Here is a 19,119-nt window from a genome sequence, read left to right as displayed (position 1 = left end):
AACTAATTTAAAAGGTTTAAAAGCGAACTGACTTGATTTGTAGTAACCGCTTTTTGAAATAGGGCGCTGATGTAAGAGAACCGTGCCTGTGCATAATCAGTTTCGGAACGGTATAAAATAGTAAGTGCTGCGTTGAGATCAATGATATCAGTCAGACCACTTTTATGTAAAGACAGCTTTTGACGGTATCCGGCTTTGGCAGCCTGAAGCTGGTTTGGAATTTCAGCCAGACGCTGTTGGGCGGTTTTTAACTCAAGGTCAGCCTGGCTGACTCCTAATGCCAGTAATGATTTCTGGGCAGCCAGATTCTTTAAGGCATAGTCGGTAGCCTTTTTCTGTGTGCGTAACTTTAATTGCTGATGCCTCAGATCAAAAAGGCTGTAAGAGATTCCAACACCAACCAGGTAGTTGCTGCGGTCAAAATTGAGACCGGTCGATAATTTATTGAAATGATCCTCAGCATCCACGCTTGCCCCGCGCTCCCATGCAGCTGCTTCTAGTAAAACCTTAGGGTTATATTGTTTTTTGACTAGTTTTTCTCTATCACGGCTGTTGCTCACAAGAGCATTATAGTAATTAATTATAGGGTGATTAGTGGTATCGGAAACCATAAGCCCGGAGATATCGGCTCGCTCTATAAGCCGTGTTTCTGCCAGGGTATCGGGCAGGATATTTTCAAAAGGCAGATCACTGATTGCAGCTAATTGCAGCTGGGTTTGTTTTAACTCATTATCGAGTTCAATATAGGTTAAGCGTGCTTTGGAAAGCTCCGCTTCGGCAATACTGCTTTCTACAGCCGGCCGCACACCGCTTTTGACAAGGGATTTAATGGATCGCACTATCTCCTCGTTGCGTTTTATAGCGTGGGACTGTATAGAGCGAAAATCCTCTAAACGCAGCAGTTGCAGGTAATTGCCTATGGTATAGGCCTCGAGTTTATATTTGGCCTGCTGGAATTTATTTTTTTCAACTTCGATGTCCGATCTGGCTAAGTTATTCTGCGCCCGATAAGCCCCGAAATTATAGATTTCCCAGTCTAATGCAGCAATTCCTAAATTTGTAAGTACAGCACTTGTGTTGCTTTCAGTACGCACACCGCGTGAGTTGGACGGGACAATACCAAAACCAAAATAAGGCCCCGGTGTATTATTGTTTGTGCCTATATCAGCCTGGTAATTAAGCTTTAAAGTAGGCAGCCAGCTGGCGCGGGTCTCATTGGATCTTGCCTGTACAATAGCAATCGAAGCTGAGTCAGCAATTAAGCCTGGAGCTTTTTTATAGACGTTACTAAGGAGCTCTTTTAAGGTAATGTGCTGCTGTGCATGACTGGTTATGGCTGCAAAAAGGCATAACGCAATAAATGCGCTTTGTTTTAGATAATGCATCATGATGATATATTAAAGATTATGGGATAAAAAGATTTTCCTTTAAGCACAAGGGAACGGATCTTAACGCCCTATAGCTATCACATACCTTATCCTGCAAGAGAAAACAGTTATTGTCTTTATTCTATTGCACCTTGATCCCATTGAATCCATATAAGAAAAAAGCATACATGGAAATGTGCGCAGAAGAATCTGTGCCGTTTTCAATCTCATAAAATTTTACGAAAACGCAATACAAGGTCCAGACACATAAACTGCAATCTGTAAATCAGGATAGGCGATGTAAGAGGAATTGGAAATTTTACAGAATATGTAAAGCATCAGCATATAAAACATAAAGTAAAAAAAGCAAAAGCTTAATAACTCAAGAGGTTAAAGAAAGTGATAATCAGGAATCTGTAAAATGGTACAGTTGTGCTAGAATAGCTGGTAAAGATGCAGGTAATTGTTTCTTGATGCGTATTTTTTTACAATACCCTCACATTTTTGGGTATCATAAAAGGATTTTAAAGTAATCCATTCACTGGAATATAAATCCGATAACAGGTAATTGTCCAGGCTATCTGCGGGAATTGCCTTTCTATTGATCCCTTTGGCAACTAGTGGATGAAATACTTCAATTTTATCCAGTGCATGATAGTTAGAATAATCTATTTTTTGGACTCCTTCTAAAAAACAAAGTTCAGTCCCTAAAAACATTTTTTTTACAAATGTACTCTCTGCAGTAAAATTTACAGATACAGGTTCTGCCGCATTAGCAAAAGCATTTCCACAAACGGAAATCCAAAACAGAATAATGTAAATAATTTTAAGACATTTCATTTGGGCGTCAAAATGAGAAGTTAGTTTTTGGATAGAATTCTCGGGATCAAATTTACTGCATTACAAGGCTAAACCATAAACTTTAACATAAATTTATGGCTGTCAGCTTCCGCTGATCCCTTAATAAAAAAATAAATTATTTGCTTGCTCAAATTAAACCTTTTACTGTTTAAACCTTTTACTGTAAAACATATCTTATAATATGTAAAAGGATGTAAGCTGCAGCTGCACTTAAATAATGTAATGATGGAAAACCTCGAAAATTCAATCAAGAGCAGGAAAACAGCAGATAACCCAAATATTAGAAATTTAATTTCACAACAAAAACTAAAAAAATGAAAATCAAAAACATACTGCCGATACTTCTATTTTTGACCAGTTTCTCATTTTATGCACAAAATGAAAAAACAAACGAAAAACTCGAGAAAATTAAAGCTTATAAAGTTTCCTTTTTAACAGCAGATCTTGAACTTACTTCGGCAGAAGCGGAGAAATTTTGGCCTATTTATAATACGTATGACGATAAACAATATAAGCTGCGTCATGAAAAAATGAAAACATATTTACGAAAACTCAATGATGATAATATCAATTCAATTTCAGAAAAAGAAGCAGCAATACTATTGTCACAAATAGAAAATACCAATAGGGAATTATATTTATTGAAAAAAAATTATATCAGCAGTCTTCAAAAAATACTTCCGGCAAAAAAAATATTAAAGCTTAAAAAATCTGAAAATGATTTTAACCGAAAATTGTTAAAACAATATCGGGATAAAGCTGGTAAAAATTAATACTACAAAATAAACAACAGCGATAGGAACCCTATATAATAATACTTACTTTATTATTTAGGGTTCTTATTATTTTAACCAGATCCGGAAACAGAAAATACGATATGGTGATCTTTAATTACAATTTGTAATCCGGGGATTATTTAATGCACCACACTGGAAAGAATATTTACTCTGTGGATATAATGGAGAAGGATTATCGGTTACTTCGAGTGGAGACAATGCCTGCCCATTATAGCTCGGCATTGTTACCTGCTCTTTAGATCCATTGCCAAGGGCTGTATTTTTGGCAGTCAAATTTCCATTAAAACTATAATCGATCATGGCATCAAGTAATCTGTAAATACCATAATAGTCATATGCATCATACGAACTTTGCGTATTGGGAAGATTATGCTCAGCCGTGTAAGTAAAAGTCGGTAAAACTGATTTTTTTATTAAAATAAAATCTTTTTCAGAGTTTGGAATATTTATATTTTTAAAAATATCAATTGCCAGCCTATGATCATTTGTTACGTCATCATTATAGACCTGGGTTATTAATTTTGTATTTTCCGGGAATTCCTGTAATTCAGCCTGTGTAATTTGGTAAGAATACCATTGTGCCATTGCGAAAATAAAACGTCCGTTCTGCCCCCATCCTTCGTCAATAAATCCTCTGTGAGCCAAAGCAAAGGAGGCGCCTGCACCAAAGGAATGCCCCATAAAACCTACTTTTTTTGTGTCAATTATACCAGGATAATCTGTAACAGCTTTTTTGAAACTTTCCCATAGTGTCTCGTATCGTTCATCAACCGTTACACCCGCGGTTGGATATGGCGCAAATACTACCACGTACCCTTTCTTTGCAATAAACTCATACAGGCCTATATTATATGCACTTTCTTCACCTCCGTAAGGGTGCGAATAAAAAATAACAGGTTTCGGTGAAGTAATATCCTTTGGATAAAATATTTCAACATTTTTTCCACTGTATAAGGGGCTTGGAAAACTAATTTTTGCTACCTGATAATTGCCGTCCGAACCATATCCTGTTTTTGGCCTGGAAATAGGCCCTGCCAAATCATCATCTATATATGCAGAATCTTGATTTGACTCATCTGCGTCATTTTTTGAGCAGGATAATAATAGAAAAAAAGAGATAACAAATAAAATTGGGGTCTTCATTTTTTATGTATTTTAAGATTATTTTAATAAGACTGCTTTTATTTAAAATGGTTTAATTCGGATTTTAATATTTTGATTTGATACTTTTTTTATTCTATCAAGATTAAATTAAATCTTATTTTTTTTAGATTCAATATATTAAGTTTTTTTGTTTTTAGATGTGGGAATTATGTAACATTTAACTAAAAATTATGTAAGAGGAAAGCCAAATATTAGAGTCTACTTTGTAATGACCCAGATTTGATATTGTAATACAATAATTACAAACTTTTTTTAATGCTTTTTCTACTCTCTAGCTTACAGCAAATTAACAATACTAAGATTGAAAATGAAAGTTTAAAAACAAATCAGAAGGGAGACAGATAAATTTAATTTAAACCTGCACCTCAAAAATGAAAAAGTCACTTTTTTATACTATTTTTTTTTCAGCAATTTTACTTATTCAAAACATCGCTTTTGCTCAGAATCCACCACCTCCGGGATTGCCTGATGATCCAGTAGCGGCACCAATAGATTCATTTGTCTATGTATTATTTGCACTTGGAATTATTTTTGGGTTTTATATTATAGGTAAAAGAAAAAAAAGTAAGCTATAAGTGTTTCCTATCAAGAGAAGTCCTTATCCTTTAGTATTAAAAATAAAGAAAAAATCATGAAAAAAATATTACCATTATTTTTTGTTTTTATTTCTATTCAAACATTTTCACAAATATATATTGGTGCAAATTCTCCTTTATATGTTAAAAATGAAGTATTGTATGTAAATCAGAATATAGATTTAGCAACAAATTCAAATCTATATTTAAGAAATAACTCTCAGTTGGTCCAGGGTACTACGGGAGTATCCAACAATAGCGGGACAGGTATTGTATCTGTTTATCAGGAAGGTACTTCAGACAACTTTGAATATAATTATTGGTGTTCCCCTGTTGGAAACCCTATTGCATCAACAGGTAATACACCTTTTGGAATTTCACTGCTAAATAGGCCAACTACTTCAACTGCTGTGGTGCCTGCAACGATACTTCCACTTACAAATTATGATGGATCAGCAAGCCCACTTGCAATAGCGTCATATTGGATTTATAAGTTAACCAATGCCAATAACTACTCGCAATGGGTTCAGGTTGGAGGCGCTACAACAATAGCAGCTGGAGAAGGGTTTACAATGAAAGGCACAAGTGGTACCGATACAAGTGATCCAGAAGGAACCGGCATACTCAATAATCCTGGAACTGGAGCTCAAAGATATGATTTCAGAGGTAAGCCCAATGATGGAAATATAACAGTAGCCGTAGGAGCTGGAAATGCAGCAACACTTACAGGGAATCCTTACCCTTCGGCACTTCATTTAAATGCTTTCCTATTAGATCCCTCAAATGCAGCCTGCACTGGGGTTGCTTACTTTTGGGAGCAAGATAAAACGGTAAATTCCCATTATCTATCTGCTTATAGAGGAGGTTATGGTACTTATTCACCGGTAGCATTAGGATCCACAGGACTATATGTTGCAGCCACATTTAATAGCTATAATAGTAATGGCAGTTTAAACACTACCGGCACATCTTCTGGCTTAATAATAGAGCGAAAATACAGTCCTATTGGACAAGGTTTTCTAATTAATGGTGCAGCTAACGGTTCGGTTACTTTTAAAAATTCGCACCGTGCATTTTATAAAGAAGGTACTGGTTTATCTCAATTTGCAAAATTAACAAAAGATAAAGCTTTATATACTCCAGAGGAGAAAAATACTCCTGTGTCTCACTTTAAAATAAACACAATTATAAATAATCAATTTACCAGGCAACTTGCTTTGGCATTTATACCCGAAGCGACAGATGGGATTGATGTTGGGATTGATGCTTTAAACATGGATCAAAGCCTTCCTAGTGATATTTCATTTTGGTTGGAAAATTCCAACTATGTAATCCAAGGAGTTAATTTTGAACTCTCAAAGAAAATACCTTTAACCGTTAAAGCCACTGCTGGTACTACTCTGAAATTTTATATTCCTGAGATTGTTAATTTTGATTCTTCACAAAATATTTACTTATATGACGAATTAGATTCATCTTATCATGATATTAAAAATGGAACTTATCAGGTTGTTATTGCACCTGGCGTTTATTCTGACCGATTTAAAATAACTTTTACAAATCAGACCCTCGGTATTAATGAAGAAATAAAAAGTCAATTCTTAATAGTTCAAGACAATATTAATGAAGTCTTAAAAGCTTCAAATCCAAATAACATAGCTTTTGAATCATTTGTTTTGTTTGATATTCTTGGAAAGGCTGTATTAAACAAAAGTGATTTGGGAGTTGAACAAAATTATAATTTTTCAACTTCGGGCTTAAGTTCTGGAATTTACATTGCCACTTTTCTAACTTCTGACAATGAAAAAATAACCCAAAAAATTATTATATCAAATTCGGGCAAAAAATAAGTACTATTCCTGAATTCTTAATGCCCTATGTTGCTGATAAAATATCTTAATCTTCAAAAACTAATTAATAATAAAAATTATGGTAAATAAATACACTCAGAGACAGCATAAAATATTGCTGCTCTTTTTTTTCTTATTATCATTTTTAGGAAATGCACAAATCGGTATAGGTACCGTAACTCCGGCTGCAAGCTCTATTTTAGATATAACTTCTACTACCCAGGGCTTGTTAACACCACGTATGACTACTGGACAAAGAAATGCTATAGCTGCTCCAGCGGACGGGTTGATGGTCTATGATACAGATTTTAAATTGTTTTATTCTTATATATCGTCTTCATCATCATGGTTACCTATAAGTGGTGCACTACCGCGATTAAATTTTAAGCGTATTAGAGCTGGCGACAATTTAGCAACTGTATTAGCCACTGAACTTGCGGCAGGTGGTGGTGCTAAATATGTTTTGACATCGAATACTTTGTATGAAATTAATGGTCAGATTGTATTTAATTTTCCAATAGATTTAAACAGTGCTTATCTTGACGGTTTGGATGCTAATGAAGATATTATTGTGAAAACATCAGGAAATCTTTTTGATGGAACAACAGGCGGAAGCATAAGGAATCTTACCATTACGACACCAGGAGCTACAGTTTTCAATCTAAGCGGTACGGCGGCTCAAACTTTTTTGCTTAGAGATTGTATTATCGCCAATTCCAATAATATAGGGACTATATCTGGTTATGGTTTAGCTTTTCTAAGTATTGTTAATTTTTCAGGAAACACCAATGGAATTACCTATAATAATATCGGTCAATTGCTATTGAGTAACCAGGCATGGTTTAGCAATAATTCAGGTACTTATGAAAAATTTACAGGAACGTTCAATTTGATAGAAAAGCAAGGCGGTTTCTCAAATGTCAATACCGGAGCTTTTGGTCTTGATGTTTCTACGACAGGGCTTACTATCACAAGTGATGCTGTTTTAGAGTCAGTTGTTTTTACAGGACCAACTCCTGCAAATTATGTTAAGCCATATACAACGGGTAGTTATACAGGATACAATTTTAATAATAGCTGGAACGTTCGATCTGCTGGAATTCCAACTGAGACAGATGCAAATGCCAGTGCAGATTTTGCAATGGATTATGCAGTAGGAAGTGGTCTGGGAGTTGCTTTTAACAATTCAAATCCGAGCGATATTGTAAAAGTAGGGTCAGGTACACCGTCAACAACTTATTCCAATTTATTCAGATTTTCAACTGATTCCCCAAATAGATTAAGATACATAGGAAAAAAGAAAAGAATTTTTCAAATATCGGGTTCCATCTCTTTTCAGGTTCCAGCAGCAGGTACTTACATTGTTTATATAGCAAAAAATGGTACACTTTTAAGTCAATATAAAATTTATGGTAAGGGCGCATCTACAAATGATATTGTGGTTCTTCCTTTAAATGCTACAACTGAAATGTTAACTAACGATTATATAGAAGTTTATGCGCAGCGTTATACAGGAAGCAATGGAAGTATTGTAGTTCCTAATATGACAATTACAATTAAATAATTTATAATATATAACTTATATATTTCATTATAATAAAATAACACTTACATATTTAATAATGTAAAAATCAAACAAATCTTCATGAATTAAATATTTAAGAAACGTATTTTTTGCATAGAAAATTGCTAAAAAATGTAATTAAGTTGAAATATTCATCTATAACCGAAAAGAAACAAATTATAATTAATATAATCATCTTTGAAATTTGCTACATGATATCATAGTTATATATTTTGTAACTGTAAAGTATTTTTTTAGTTTCAATAATAATTTAAATTTTACGTTAAATCGTAGATTATGAATTATTTTAAAAACTGATTAGAAAAAGCTGTTATTTAAATCAATAAGATCATTTTCTTAATATGGCTTAAAATCTTGAAACTTTATTTTTTACAAAAAGCAGATTCAAAAATGATTCTGCGATTCAATTGATTTTAGAAATTTATGAATTTTGTAGTTAAACATATACTGGAAGATTATGTTTAATGGACAGCCCGTCAAGCATTTAGTGTTTGGCGGGTTTATTTTTAGTGCTTTGTGAGATTTTTATATTACTTCAAGTTTATTCCAAGTATACACTTTCGATTTGAAATTGCTACTTTTCGTGCTGAGAGATATATTTCCAGCCACAGTTTAGAACCCAAATTCTGTAGGCCACGCATTTACCGCAATTCTAATTTTCCAAAATTACTTATGCCACGATTTTGCCACAAAACTTAAAGTGTCTTTTTTTTACGCCCATTAACAATCTGTAAACTTTTATCTTATATTTACCTCACATGCATTTTGTATTATTTAATAGGTTCTGTCGCATCTGTCAGAATCAAATATAAGATTTTAAGTAATTTAATAATTAGCTCGCCAATTTACAAAAGGATTTAAACATAGTTTTCTCAGGATTAACCATCTGATTCTTTCTAAGCGTATTAACAACCTCAATACCGCTTAAAGTTCTCTTTGCAGATTCAAAATTTTTAAAACCTAAACCATTTAAAATCCTCCACTATTATGCTCAGCTGTGTAAGTAAAAGTCGGTAAAACTGATTTTTTTATTAAAATAAAATCTTTTTCAGAGTTTGGAATATTTATATTTTTAAAAATATTAATTGCCAGCCTATGATCATTTGTTACGTCATCGTCATAGACCTGAGTAATTAATTTTGTGTTTTCCGGGAAACTTTCTAATTCCTCCTGCGTAATTTGGTAAGAATACCATTGTGCCATTGCAAAAATAAAATGTCCGTTCTCCCCCCAGCCTTGGTCAATAAATCCTCTCTGAGCCAAAGCAAAGGAGGTGCCTGCACCAAAAGAATGGCCCATTAAACCTACTTTTTTTGTGTCAATTATAGCAGGATAACCTGTAACAGCTTTTTTAAAACTTTCCCATAGTGTCTCGTATTGTTAATCGACCGTTGCACCCGTGGTTGGATATGGAGCAAATACTACCACATACCCTTTCTTTACAATAAACTCATACAGGCCTATATTATATGCACTTTCTTCACCTCCGTAAGGGTGCGAATAAAAAATAACAGGTTTTGGTGAAGTAATATCTTTTGGATAAAATATTTCAACATTTTTCCCACTGTATAATGGGCTTGGAAAACTAATTTTTGCTACCTGATAATTACCGTCCGAACCATATTCTGTTTTTGGCATGGAAATAGGCCCTGCCAAATCATCATCTATATATGCAGAATCTTGATTTGACTCATCTGCGTCATTTTTTAAACAGGATAATAATAGAAAAAAGAGATAACAAATAAAATTGGGGTCTTCATTTTTTATGTATTTTAAGATTATTTTAATAAGACTGCTTTTATTTAAAATGGTTTAATTTGGATTTTAAACAAAGTTAGCAGATCCAAATTACGCAAGTTGTGAAAGAGCCGATGTTCATGAAAAGAGAATCCACAAACTTCTGCCACCTTTAGGAAAAGTAAGTGTACTTCGAATAACCAATAAACAATTTGGCAATATTTTATTTTTTTTGAGGGAAATCAGCATTACCATCAGCACCTCTATCCACACAACTGGAATTATTTTACTGCTGCTGCATTTACAATTATCAATAATATATCAACGTCCCAAAGCTTATTTACTAAACCTTACAATAGAAAAAATGCCGCAATTATGGGTTATCAATCCATAAAAGAGGCATTTTTCTGAACGACATTCACAACCAAAACCCTAAATAACAAATCAATTAATATCGTGTTTTTATAATCTTTAATCAAACCACAACTGATCTTTCTTTATCTATTTCTTTTGGTTCAATATCGTGTTTTCTAATCTTTAATCAAACCACAACTGACCTTTCTTTATCTATTTCTTTTGGTTTAATATCGTGTTTTCTAATCTTTAATCAAACCACAACTAGATTCTATAACAAGTGGTTTAGCTAAGAAATATCGTGTTTTCTAATCTTTAATCAAATCAGAAAACGTAAATGGTTAGAACCAAAATCGAATATCGATTATAGTTGTGGTTTGGATGTTTAAGACAGAAAATAGCATTAAAAAACTGTTTTTAAATTATACTTTTTGAATCTTTCCAGAAACTGAAACTTTTACTTTAATTGGTTTAAAAGTTTCCCATCCCGTTTTTCCATCACCAAAACTTTGAATTCTAACATAAAAAGGTTGAAAATTATTCTGTATAGATGACTCCGAACTTAATCTAAATTCATAAAATTTAGACGATAACTTTTGCACCCTAAATAGATTCTCTTTCAAATTTTCATAATCCGGATATTCCCAATCAATTGCCTCTTCATTTAAACGGAGTAAAAACATATCATTAATATGCAAAGTGGTAATTATTTCACTGCCATCTGCTGGTAATTGATAGATTGGAAGCCCTTTTCTTTTTCTTTCTGTAACTGTCCAAAATGTAACTACCTCTTCTTTTAAAATCCCTTTTTCATCTTTGTAAATTAATACATGATGATTATTTCTGGGATTTACCCATTGATTTAGATCATCTTTTAACTGCTCGGCTCCACCAATATTTTCTTTCATTCTTATTTTTAAAATAGGAACTGGGCTTCCATTTTTATTAGGCAAAAATATTTGTGGATGTTTAATTCCATTTTCATCAACGTTAAAAAATGTATTTGAAGGAATAGAGCCTTTTACAAATCCACCTAATTCTTGAATTCTTTTATGTATTAATTTTTTAATCGTTTGGTCAACTACTTTTTCTAATTGCTTTTCAGTTGTTAAACTATCAATTGCCTTTCTAACATGAAATGCTTCCTCTCCATTAAAGTTTCGCTTTCCAAAAACAGTTTCTTTATGCAATTGTCCTCTTGCTGCTACTCCAATATTTTTAAAAACAACTCCATTTTTTTTAACTCTGTGTGCCTTAATAGTTACAATATTATTGAGTTTTTTGTGTGAAATCAATATTTTGTCAACAGCTTTTTCTGCATCAAAATTAAAGCCAACCCAAGGCAGTGGGAAGTTCTTTAATTCTGATTTCCTGTCATATCGATTCCATCTCGACAATTCTTGCAAATAACTTGTCTTTACACATGCCATAACTAATGCATCAATAGCATGATGACGGTGATCTTCACGAGATTTAGCATCGTTATCTGTATTTAATATATGGTTCAATCCCCACTTTTGACGTAGATTAGAAGTCAGTTGTCCGGGTGATACATTTACTTTTTTACAAACTAGTGACAAATAATCTTTAGCTTCCTTGCTTATATGGTGAGTATCATTTAACTGGTAAGATGAAAAATCATCATCAAATTTTTGCTGCACAAATCTTTTAAATTTTTGATATGCATTTGGATACTCCTTTGTGTCAGAAAATAATTTTAATGCCCTTTCTTTAATACTTGGCCAATTAGACTCATCATTTCCATAAAACTCAAAGGGTGTTCTGTCTCCTTTAAGTATGTTTTCATCAGCATAACATAATGTCTTATTATTAAAGCTATCATTTAATGAGCGACTCCAAGGGTGAATATGTACTATTTGAATTTCACCTGTAAATAATTTAGTAATAGGAATTGGAATTCCAGTATACGCACATGTTTGTTTGCACTCCTCCCAAAGCTTAAATTTTAGAATGTTATCATGAGAAACTCTTGTATATTTTTCAACTTCCGCTTTAACTCTATCGTTTTCTCTTTCTAACCGTTTTTGATCCCTGCGAATTTTATTTCGTTGTGATTTAGATATTTTTAAATCGCGAGCCATTTCGACTTTTATTTCGTCAAGTTGTCCGTGGTCATCAATTAATTCATTAACGAGCCTACGCAATTCAAACAACGCAGTAATAACAATAGGATTTCTAATAGCTTGAATTTCCTTGTCCGCTTTTTTTCCAATTGGTAATTTCTCGAACAATGATGTTACATCATCTGCTACAGAATGTTGATAGAGTTTTTTTAGTTGTTTGTCATCAAACTCAAATTCTTTACGAAGCAAATCTTTTACTGTATCTATAAAGCTTCCAGAGTTTTTTGATCTGATAGTTCCTTCAATATTCTCAATTAAATCTAATTGCCTTTGATTATTTTCAACAGTATCGTTTTGCCATTTATCTCCAAAAGCATTTTTAACGCCTCCCATTACAACTGCAACATCATAGGTATATCCTTGTCGCATAAATGGCAAAATATTACCAATAGCTTTTCTGCTTAAACTCGCATAACCATCTTTTACATTGAACTTTGATATTGTATCAGCTTGCTCTTCTGTAAAACTCCAATTTTTAACCGCATATTCTCTAAGATTCGATTTACTGTCAAAAAAATACAAAACATGCCAGATATCTTCTTGCTGTTTATCTGAAAACTCAAACCATTTTTTACCAAAGAATTTTTTATTTGATAAATTAGAAATAGTGTATGTTCCAACAATTTTATCATCATCTTTATAATTAAATTTAAATTCAGCACTTTCTTTGCCAATTGCTTTTCGCAATTTTTTAAATTCTATTTTTTCAAATGATAATAGTTGTTCAATTAATTTTTCTTGTTCTTCTTTAGATACTTTCTTTCCATTATATTCAACTGTATTTACCCATTGATAAATGCTGAACATTTCAAAAGGAATTGCATTAATTGGGCATTTAGTTTTAGTTGGCTCAAAAGAACATTTACCAACCAAATGTTTTTGAGAGCGCAAAGGTCGCTGATGAAATAAAATTCCGTCTTCTTTGTAACCATCTAATTTCCTTCCACCAAATAAAATTTTCAATTCTTCATTTAAATTTGTATGGAATTGTGCTTGTTTACTCCATATTAGTTCAAATTCATCTACATACATTTTCCGTGTTGTATATCTATTTCTAATTCTTTCCAAACCATTTTGAAAAGGGCGGTTTTCTTTTGGATATATTTCAAATAGATATGCACCCAATGTTTTATCTTCTATACTCGCTAATGTATCATCAATTCCTATTTTTCCTTCTTTTTGATTTCCTTTAAAAATGGCTCCGTCATCAATACCCCCCTTTCTGCTATTACTCAAAAATCCACGTCTCTGAATCAAATGATAAAAAATTCTGCCAATTTCCTCTAATGATAATTTTTCGTTTAAGGCTTTGTGTCGAAGTTCGTATGGGTTTAATGCAAACCATTTTACTAGCTTAGCTGTTGGAAATAATTTTGTCTTTTTCCAATCTTCAAAATCTTGAGCATCCATTGGACACATATTATTTTCAGAAAGTTTTTGAAGTAAAATTTTCTTTCTTAATCTTCTCCTAAAAAATTGACGTCTAACTCCTCTTGCACCAGTTCTACTTGCATTTTTAGAAATTTCATTATCACCATCGCCAAGATTTTCAACTCCCATTGGAAATATTCTACTTCCTATCGCTAAAATCTTATTTAACTTATCGTCAATTAATGCCCAACCTATTGAGTTTGTCCCTAAATCTAATCCTAAAATTCTTGCCATAGTCATTAAAATTAATCTGCATGGATTTTACCATTAAAAAAAAATAAAGTAATTACTGTTTTCCTTATTCAAACCAATTTATTTTTTCTATACATTTGTAACTGATTAAAATTTCTAATCTTTAATCTTATCACAATAAGGCTATATGCCGTAGATGAAAATCTTTAGTCCTGCTTCGGTAGGACTTTTTTATTATGTCTCTATGTTGTACTACCTCTACTATTTTTGATATGGGTAAAGCTGAAACCCAAGCCTTAGAAGGTTCTTTCACTGTAAATTCTCTTTTTAAAATATTTGGAACAACGAAATGATTATGTTTTGAATTGGTTGTTACTTTAAATTTCTTACTCAATTTACTGTATAAACCTAATTGCTTCATGTATTTGGCTACCGTTATTCTGGATATTTGATACCCAATATTTTGCAGCTCTAAAGTAATCCTAGGGCTCCCATATCACTGTTTAGCAGTAAAATAGACGGAGGTTATTGTTGCTTTTATTAAAATTACTCCTTTATCTATTCCTGAAATAACTTGTTTTTCCATTTATAGTAACGGCTGTTAATTATTTCTAAAACTTTGCACCTCTTTCAATCGAATATATTTTTTCATGGTCTTTTATGAAAAGATAAATAATCGACCTCCCTTGGAAAAAATGCTTATTGCCTTTTCCAGGAAAACTTCCCGTTCTAAATTCTTGATAATTTTGGCGCCACTTATAACGCAAAACAGTTGTTATCTCAAGTTCCTTAGAAAGTTGAGAGATATTATCTCTTTCATAACTTAATTGAACTGCTTTCTCTTTGGAAAATGCGGTTGTAATTTTTGAGATTTTCTTTCATGGTCTACAGTTAAGATTTTGTCCTTAACTAAAACTCCGCGCTAAGTGAGCACATCACAAATAGAATCTGTAAAGTAATACGATTGTGCTAGAAGAGCTGGTAAAGATGCAGGTAATTGTTTCTCGAAGTATATTTTTTTAAAATACCCTCACATCTTCTGGTATCATATAGAGATTTTAAAGTAATCCAGTCACTGGAATATAAATCCGATAACAGGTAATTGTCTAAATTATCTTCAGGAATTGCCTTTCTATTGATAGCTTTGGGGGCTAATAGATGCAATACCTCAATTTTATCTAGTGTATGATCGTTACGATAGTTTATTTTTTTGACCACTTCGAAAAAACAAAGTTCAGTCCCTAAAAACTTTTCCTTTACGAAAGTATTTTCTGCAGTAAAGTTTTCACATACAGGTTCTGCTGCCTTACCAAAAGCATTTCCACAAACTGAAATCCAAAACAGAATAATGTAAAAAATTTTAAGACACTTCATTTGGGTGGCAAAAATTGAGAAGTTAATTTTTGGATAGAATTCTCGAGTTCAAATTTACTGTATTACAAGCCTCCACCAAAAACTTTAACACAAATTTAGAGAAGTCAAGGTTGTGCTAATATCTAAAAGAAAAACTCAGTTGGGAGAACTGGAGTTGATACCTTTTTTGCGACTGTGCAATAGAGCTTTTAATTTCTTATTTAGAAATATTCAATATTTTAAATTATTTGTAATACAAAAAAGAATAATACTATTGTCTTTTTATTAGTTAGTTTTGAAGTTTTTTGTAATTATTTAATATTGAAATAGTAAAAATTTGAATTTGGGTGCAGAATCGGTGCACTTTGTTCAAAGACATTTTATAAAATCCAGTATAGACAAGACTTCAGCGATAAAGTTAGAATCCTGCACTCTTTGAAACATTTGAAATCGTGTTACAGCAAAAAACACTGTATTTTTATTTAGATAAAATATCGCTTTCCATTAAATGCCTTTTGATTATCCAATAGAGTGATATAAGTATTCCTGCTGGCTATTTCTTCCGGTTATGATTAGATTTCATCGCTTCTGATTCGATTTCATGTATTGTTTTCTTTTTGCCTTTAGAAATCCATTCTAAAAGTTCTTCTTCAAAAAAGTACAGCTTTTTACCGTACTTATAGCACGGTATTTTTCTCTGCCTTACAAGAGTGTAAATTGTAGACTTTGCTTTTCCTATGAGCCGGCTTGCTTCTTCAATACCAATAGGAATACTTTTTTCTTTCGATTCATATACCTGTACATTCTGAATCATAAGTTTAATCTCGGCAATTTCTTTCACTAAGTGTGCTACTGCTTTGGGCAGGTTCTCAAAAGAGATTTCGTTTGTGTCCATAGCTATCGTTTTTAACAGTTATGGTGCAAATGAAAAAAGTGTTTCTGCTGGGTCCTTCTTCACAGCAAAAACACTTGAAAAACACAGTGCTTTATAGTTATTGGCATTTAAAAATCGGTAAAATCTTCCATAATTTTTATAAGACCTTTCTGTTCATCATCTTTGAGATGCGTTTTAATGCTTTTCTCTTCAACATCTTTTAAAGCGTCAGCAAAAGTCAGCTTTAAAAATTGTGCGGCTCCGTCCTGTCTGCTGACTTTAAAACAATTCCAGATATTCCAGCCAAAATGATACAGATCCAGATTGGACAGATCTTTAACTTTTATCGGTTTAATCTTTTCAAAATTTATGCCTTCAGCATATATGATTATATTCCTGCCCAATTGCTTCAAATCATCATCCGACGCATACAGCGCAAACTCCTGCTGTGCATAACGGATGGCAATATCAATTCTGGCTTGTTTTTGATTTTTGATTGTATTTTGCTGCTGCTCCCTTAACTGCTGAATATCGATGGCTGCATTTCTATTTTCAGGCATTTCGGGCTTAATTAAAGCATCCTGCAACTCCTCTTCTATTTTTTCAAGGTCTTCATTTGGAATCCGGCTTTCAGGCGATTCATTTTTTTTTGCACTCAAAAACCGATTCAGTAATCTCTCAGCCAAATCATTAAGAAATAAACTTAGAATTGCAAACATTAAAATTCCAAATCCAGTGCTGATCCAGAAAAAAACGCCGGCCGTATATTCATCCGCACCTTTTTCCAGCAGCACCAATCTTCCGATTACACCGACAAAGACGCAGACTAAAAAAACAGACAGGTAAACTGTGATATATTCAAAGTATTTAATTTTCATTGCGCTTATTTCTTTAAAGATTCCAATTGTATTGCCTGCGAAGCTCTGTTTTTCTTCTCATCTATTACTTTAGCGTAGATTTCAGTAGTTTTTACGTTGGTATGCCCCAGCATTTTGCTGACCGTATAAATGTCTGTCCCGCTTGATAGCTGCAGTGTTGCAAATGTATGGCGGAAGCAGTGGAAGGTAATATTTTTTTTAACGCCTGCAGATTCAACCCATTTTTTCAGAGGGCGTGAAATCCACGACGGGTCCGGCAGATCCTCAAAGACAAGCTGTCCGGGAAGTCTCGGTTCTCCGCAGAGATCTAAAGCCTGCTCAGAAATAGGCATGTATTCGACACCCTTTGTCTTTTTCTGCGTGAAATGCAGTTTGGCCCTGCCGTCTTCCAGACTTATCTCTTTCCAGCGGAGCTTCTGAATGTCGGAATGCCTCAGACCTGTAAGCGCTGAGAAAAGCGCGGCTCTTTTAAGGACGTCTTTTTCGCAGGGCGTTTGGGCCAACCCGTTCAATTCTTCAATGGTAAGATATTCGCGTCTTGATTCCTGCTCAGGTATGCCTCTTATTTTTGAAGATAAATCAACGGTTAAATATCCATCAATAAAAGCCTGTTTCAAAGCGGCTTTAAATATGGAAAAATACGTTCCCGCAGTGTTGCGGGAAATGGTTCCCTTTTTGCCTCCTCCGAGCGGCGCAGCCAGCAGAAACAGTTTAAAATCTTCCGCCATTCTGCTGTCAATCTGGGAAAATATAAGGCTGCCTTTGGAATAGCTTTTTAAAAATTCTCTGGTCCGCTGCCAATTGATCTGAATGGATTTTGAACTTCGGGCGTGTCTTTTAGCCGCTGTAGCAGCAATGTATTTAATAAAATCCTCTTTCCCTTTTTCTTTCTGTTGAGCCAATAGGTTCTCAGCATCACTGTACAGATCTGTATTATCGTATTCTTTCTGCCGGATTTTACGCACTGCATCCGCATAGAGCATTATCTCGCGGTCGCTTTCGCTGCTGCAGATTATTATTCCGTTATCGCTGCGTCTGGGTTTATAGGATTTTATACCCTCTGCATCTGTGCGGGCAGTTCTTTTCTTGTCCCACTCCACTGTTGTTACGGATCTGTTTAAATATTCACGGATTCTCTGGGGCGCTTTCTTTCCTGAAACCTCTACAGGATAGCTTTCTATGTAAACATACCATTCCTTTCGGTCTTCTGCCTTTCGGAGACGCACAGTCACCTTGGTTTTTGCTAATTGTTTCATATAAAATCATTTCCGTTATACAAATTATCAATTTCCGTTTTGGGGGCATATACATGCTTTCCGATCTGTCTGGTTGGGATTGAATATTTCCTGATATGGCTGTAGACAGAACCTTCTGATATCTGAAATCTCTGAGCTATTTCACCGATGGAATAGCAGTCTTCTTTTTCAAGGCTGTATAATTTTTTCTTCGGTATACTCTCAGCCTGCGGCAGGCTGCGCTCAGGGCCGAACATCCCTTCCATGACGGTGCGGTCTATCCTTACAAGGCGGGTTCCAAGATTAACTGACGGAACTTTTCCCTGGCCGACAAGCCTATAGAGGGTTCTTTTGGCAATGCCAAAAAGCATGCCAGCCTCAGAGACGGAAAGAAATGCCCTGTCCTGCGGTATTTTCTCTATCATCGCTTTGATTTCTGCTTCATTTTTAAGCTGCTTCATCTTCTGCTTGTATGCTTTTTTACTGCATTTTTGTGAGCAGTAGACAGAAGTTACGGTCTTGGGCAGAAACACTTCCCCACAGACAAGACATTGTTTATTTATTCTTTTCATCGCCTTTATCCCCAATTTAAGTGCCATAAGTATACATAAGTGCCACATTATCGCCTTTTAAGTGCCGGTACAAATATGGTACAAATATATGGCAAAAAATGATTAAAAAACAGCAGAAACAAAAAAGACTAAAAAAGAAAAACCGCTGTA

15 protein-coding genes and 1 pseudogene are annotated in these 19,119 nt (G+C 33.8%); 4 read left to right on the top strand and 12 right to left on the bottom strand.

The window, feature by feature from the left end:
• Positions 1 to 2: 2 nt before the first annotated feature.
• Together EAH81_RS05870 and EAH81_RS05865 are read right to left on the bottom strand one after the other, a co-directional pair.
• Positions 3 to 1,388, bottom strand: coding sequence for a TolC family protein (locus EAH81_RS05870; protein ID WP_140504776.1), 1,386 nt, complete (start codon positions 1,386 to 1,388; stop codon positions 3 to 5).
• Positions 1,389 to 1,802: 414 nt separating this feature from the next.
• Positions 1,803 to 2,207 carry a hypothetical protein gene (locus EAH81_RS05865; protein WP_140504774.1) on the bottom strand — a complete coding sequence of 135 codons (405 nt, stop codon included), beginning with the start codon at positions 2,205 to 2,207 and terminating at the stop codon, positions 1,803 to 1,805.
• A 335-nt stretch (positions 2,208 to 2,542) separates the two neighbouring features.
• On the opposite strand from EAH81_RS05865, the gene EAH81_RS05860 reads away from it, so the two are divergent.
• Positions 2,543 to 3,001: a sensor of ECF-type sigma factor gene (locus EAH81_RS05860; RefSeq protein WP_140504772.1), complete on the top strand. Its 459-nt coding sequence runs from the start codon at positions 2,543 to 2,545 to the stop codon at positions 2,999 to 3,001.
• 114 nt (positions 3,002 to 3,115) lie between these two features.
• Here the strand turns inward: EAH81_RS05860 and EAH81_RS05855 are convergent, their stop codons facing one another.
• Positions 3,116 to 4,168, bottom strand: a complete 1,053-nt coding sequence (locus EAH81_RS05855; protein WP_140504770.1) for an alpha/beta hydrolase — start codon at positions 4,166 to 4,168, stop codon at positions 3,116 to 3,118.
• 392 nt (positions 4,169 to 4,560) lie between these two features.
• On the opposite strand from EAH81_RS05855, the gene EAH81_RS05850 reads away from it, so the two are divergent.
• The 3 genes from EAH81_RS05850 to EAH81_RS05840 all read left to right on the top strand — a co-directional run bounded on the left by EAH81_RS05850 (position 4,561) and on the right by EAH81_RS05840 (position 8,178).
• Positions 4,561 to 4,764: a hypothetical protein gene (locus tag EAH81_RS05850; protein WP_140504768.1), complete on the top strand. Its 204-nt coding sequence runs from the start codon at positions 4,561 to 4,563 to the stop codon at positions 4,762 to 4,764.
• A 56-nt stretch (positions 4,765 to 4,820) separates the two neighbouring features.
• The gene (locus EAH81_RS05845; RefSeq protein WP_140504766.1) at positions 4,821 to 6,614 is read left to right on the top strand and encodes a T9SS type A sorting domain-containing protein; all 1,794 of its coding nucleotides are present in this window, start codon (positions 4,821 to 4,823) and stop codon (positions 6,612 to 6,614) included.
• Positions 6,615 to 6,693: 79 nt separating this feature from the next.
• Complete coding sequence (locus EAH81_RS05840; RefSeq protein WP_241676516.1) at positions 6,694 to 8,178, top strand: hypothetical protein; 1,485 nt, start codon at positions 6,694 to 6,696, stop codon at positions 8,176 to 8,178.
• Between the two features lie 990 nt (positions 8,179 to 9,168).
• On the opposite strand, the gene EAH81_RS27695 is transcribed toward EAH81_RS05840, so the two are convergent.
• The 9 genes and pseudogenes from EAH81_RS27695 to EAH81_RS05800 form a co-directional block, all read right to left on the bottom strand.
• A complete protein-coding gene (locus EAH81_RS27695; RefSeq protein WP_194150813.1) occupies positions 9,169 to 9,498 on the bottom strand; it encodes a hypothetical protein in 330 nt (109 codons plus the stop codon).
• Positions 9,499 to 9,579: 81 nt separating this feature from the next.
• A complete protein-coding gene (locus EAH81_RS27690; protein ID WP_194150812.1) occupies positions 9,580 to 9,837 on the bottom strand; it encodes a hypothetical protein in 258 nt (85 codons plus the stop codon).
• 875 nt (positions 9,838 to 10,712) lie between these two features.
• Positions 10,713 to 14,099: a type II CRISPR RNA-guided endonuclease Cas9 gene (gene cas9, locus EAH81_RS05825; RefSeq protein WP_161595784.1), complete on the bottom strand. Its 3,387-nt coding sequence runs from the start codon at positions 14,097 to 14,099 to the stop codon at positions 10,713 to 10,715.
• Positions 14,100 to 14,229: 130 nt separating this feature from the next.
• A pseudogene (locus EAH81_RS28105) lies at positions 14,230 to 14,541 on the bottom strand (hypothetical protein); the annotation flags it as partial.
• A gap of 485 nt (positions 14,542 to 15,026) precedes the next feature.
• Positions 15,027 to 15,431, bottom strand: a complete 405-nt coding sequence (locus EAH81_RS05820; RefSeq protein ID WP_140504762.1) for a hypothetical protein — start codon at positions 15,429 to 15,431, stop codon at positions 15,027 to 15,029.
• 532 nt (positions 15,432 to 15,963) lie between these two features.
• Complete coding sequence (locus EAH81_RS05815) at positions 15,964 to 16,305, bottom strand: helix-turn-helix domain-containing protein (protein WP_140504760.1); 342 nt, start codon at positions 16,303 to 16,305, stop codon at positions 15,964 to 15,966.
• Positions 16,306 to 16,412: 107 nt separating this feature from the next.
• A complete protein-coding gene (locus EAH81_RS05810; RefSeq protein WP_140504758.1) occupies positions 16,413 to 17,162 on the bottom strand; it encodes a hypothetical protein in 750 nt (249 codons plus the stop codon).
• Between the two features lie 5 nt (positions 17,163 to 17,167).
• Entirely contained in the window at positions 17,168 to 18,418 is a 1,251-nt protein-coding gene (locus tag EAH81_RS05805) for a site-specific integrase (protein ID WP_140504756.1), read from the bottom strand.
• On the bottom strand, positions 18,415 to 18,969 hold the full coding sequence (locus EAH81_RS05800; RefSeq protein WP_140504754.1) for a helix-turn-helix domain-containing protein: 555 nt from the start codon (positions 18,967 to 18,969) through the stop codon (positions 18,415 to 18,417). Before EAH81_RS05800 ends, EAH81_RS05805 begins: the two co-directional genes overlap by 4 nt.
• Positions 18,970 to 19,119 lie beyond the last annotated feature (150 nt).

Source organism: Flavobacterium pectinovorum (assembly GCF_006438875.1).
GTDB classification, from domain to species: domain Bacteria; phylum Bacteroidota; class Bacteroidia; order Flavobacteriales; family Flavobacteriaceae; genus Flavobacterium; species Flavobacterium pectinovorum_A.
Note: the sequence above shows the minus strand (reverse complement) of the source record. Positions and strands in the feature narration are given on the sequence as shown.

What these genes read in the sequence shown, in the direction of transcription:
- EAH81_RS05805 (WP_140504756.1), bottom strand. Translation starts at nt 18,418, where the DNA reads ATGAAACAATTAGCAAAAACCAAGGTGACTGTGCGTCTCCGAAAGGCA.
- cas9 (WP_161595784.1), bottom strand. Translation starts at nt 14,099, where the DNA reads ATGGCAAGAATTTTAGGATTAGATTTAGGGACAAACTCAATAGGTTGG.
- EAH81_RS05810 (WP_140504758.1), bottom strand. Translation starts at nt 17,162, where the DNA reads ATGAAAATTAAATACTTTGAATATATCACAGTTTACCTGTCTGTTTTT.
- EAH81_RS27695 (WP_194150813.1), bottom strand. Translation starts at nt 9,498, where the DNA reads ATGGGCCATTCTTTTGGTGCAGGCACCTCCTTTGCTTTGGCTCAGAGA.
- EAH81_RS05845 (WP_140504766.1), top strand. Translation starts at nt 4,821, where the DNA reads ATGAAAAAAATATTACCATTATTTTTTGTTTTTATTTCTATTCAAACA.
- EAH81_RS05855 (WP_140504770.1), bottom strand. Translation starts at nt 4,168, where the DNA reads ATGAAGACCCCAATTTTATTTGTTATCTCTTTTTTTCTATTATTATCC.
- EAH81_RS05860 (WP_140504772.1), top strand. Translation starts at nt 2,543, where the DNA reads ATGAAAATCAAAAACATACTGCCGATACTTCTATTTTTGACCAGTTTC.
- EAH81_RS05815 (WP_140504760.1), bottom strand. Translation starts at nt 16,305, where the DNA reads ATGGACACAAACGAAATCTCTTTTGAGAACCTGCCCAAAGCAGTAGCA.
- EAH81_RS05870 (WP_140504776.1), bottom strand. Translation starts at nt 1,388, where the DNA reads ATGATGCATTATCTAAAACAAAGCGCATTTATTGCGTTATGCCTTTTT.
- EAH81_RS05840 (WP_241676516.1), top strand. Translation starts at nt 6,694, where the DNA reads ATGGTAAATAAATACACTCAGAGACAGCATAAAATATTGCTGCTCTTT.
- EAH81_RS05800 (WP_140504754.1), bottom strand. Translation starts at nt 18,969, where the DNA reads ATGAAAAGAATAAATAAACAATGTCTTGTCTGTGGGGAAGTGTTTCTG.
- EAH81_RS27690 (WP_194150812.1), bottom strand. Translation starts at nt 9,837, where the DNA reads ATGCCAAAAACAGAATATGGTTCGGACGGTAATTATCAGGTAGCAAAA.
- EAH81_RS05850 (WP_140504768.1), top strand. Translation starts at nt 4,561, where the DNA reads ATGAAAAAGTCACTTTTTTATACTATTTTTTTTTCAGCAATTTTACTT.
- EAH81_RS05865 (WP_140504774.1), bottom strand. Translation starts at nt 2,207, where the DNA reads ATGAAATGTCTTAAAATTATTTACATTATTCTGTTTTGGATTTCCGTT.
- EAH81_RS05820 (WP_140504762.1), bottom strand. Translation starts at nt 15,431, where the DNA reads ATGAAGTGTCTTAAAATTTTTTACATTATTCTGTTTTGGATTTCAGTT.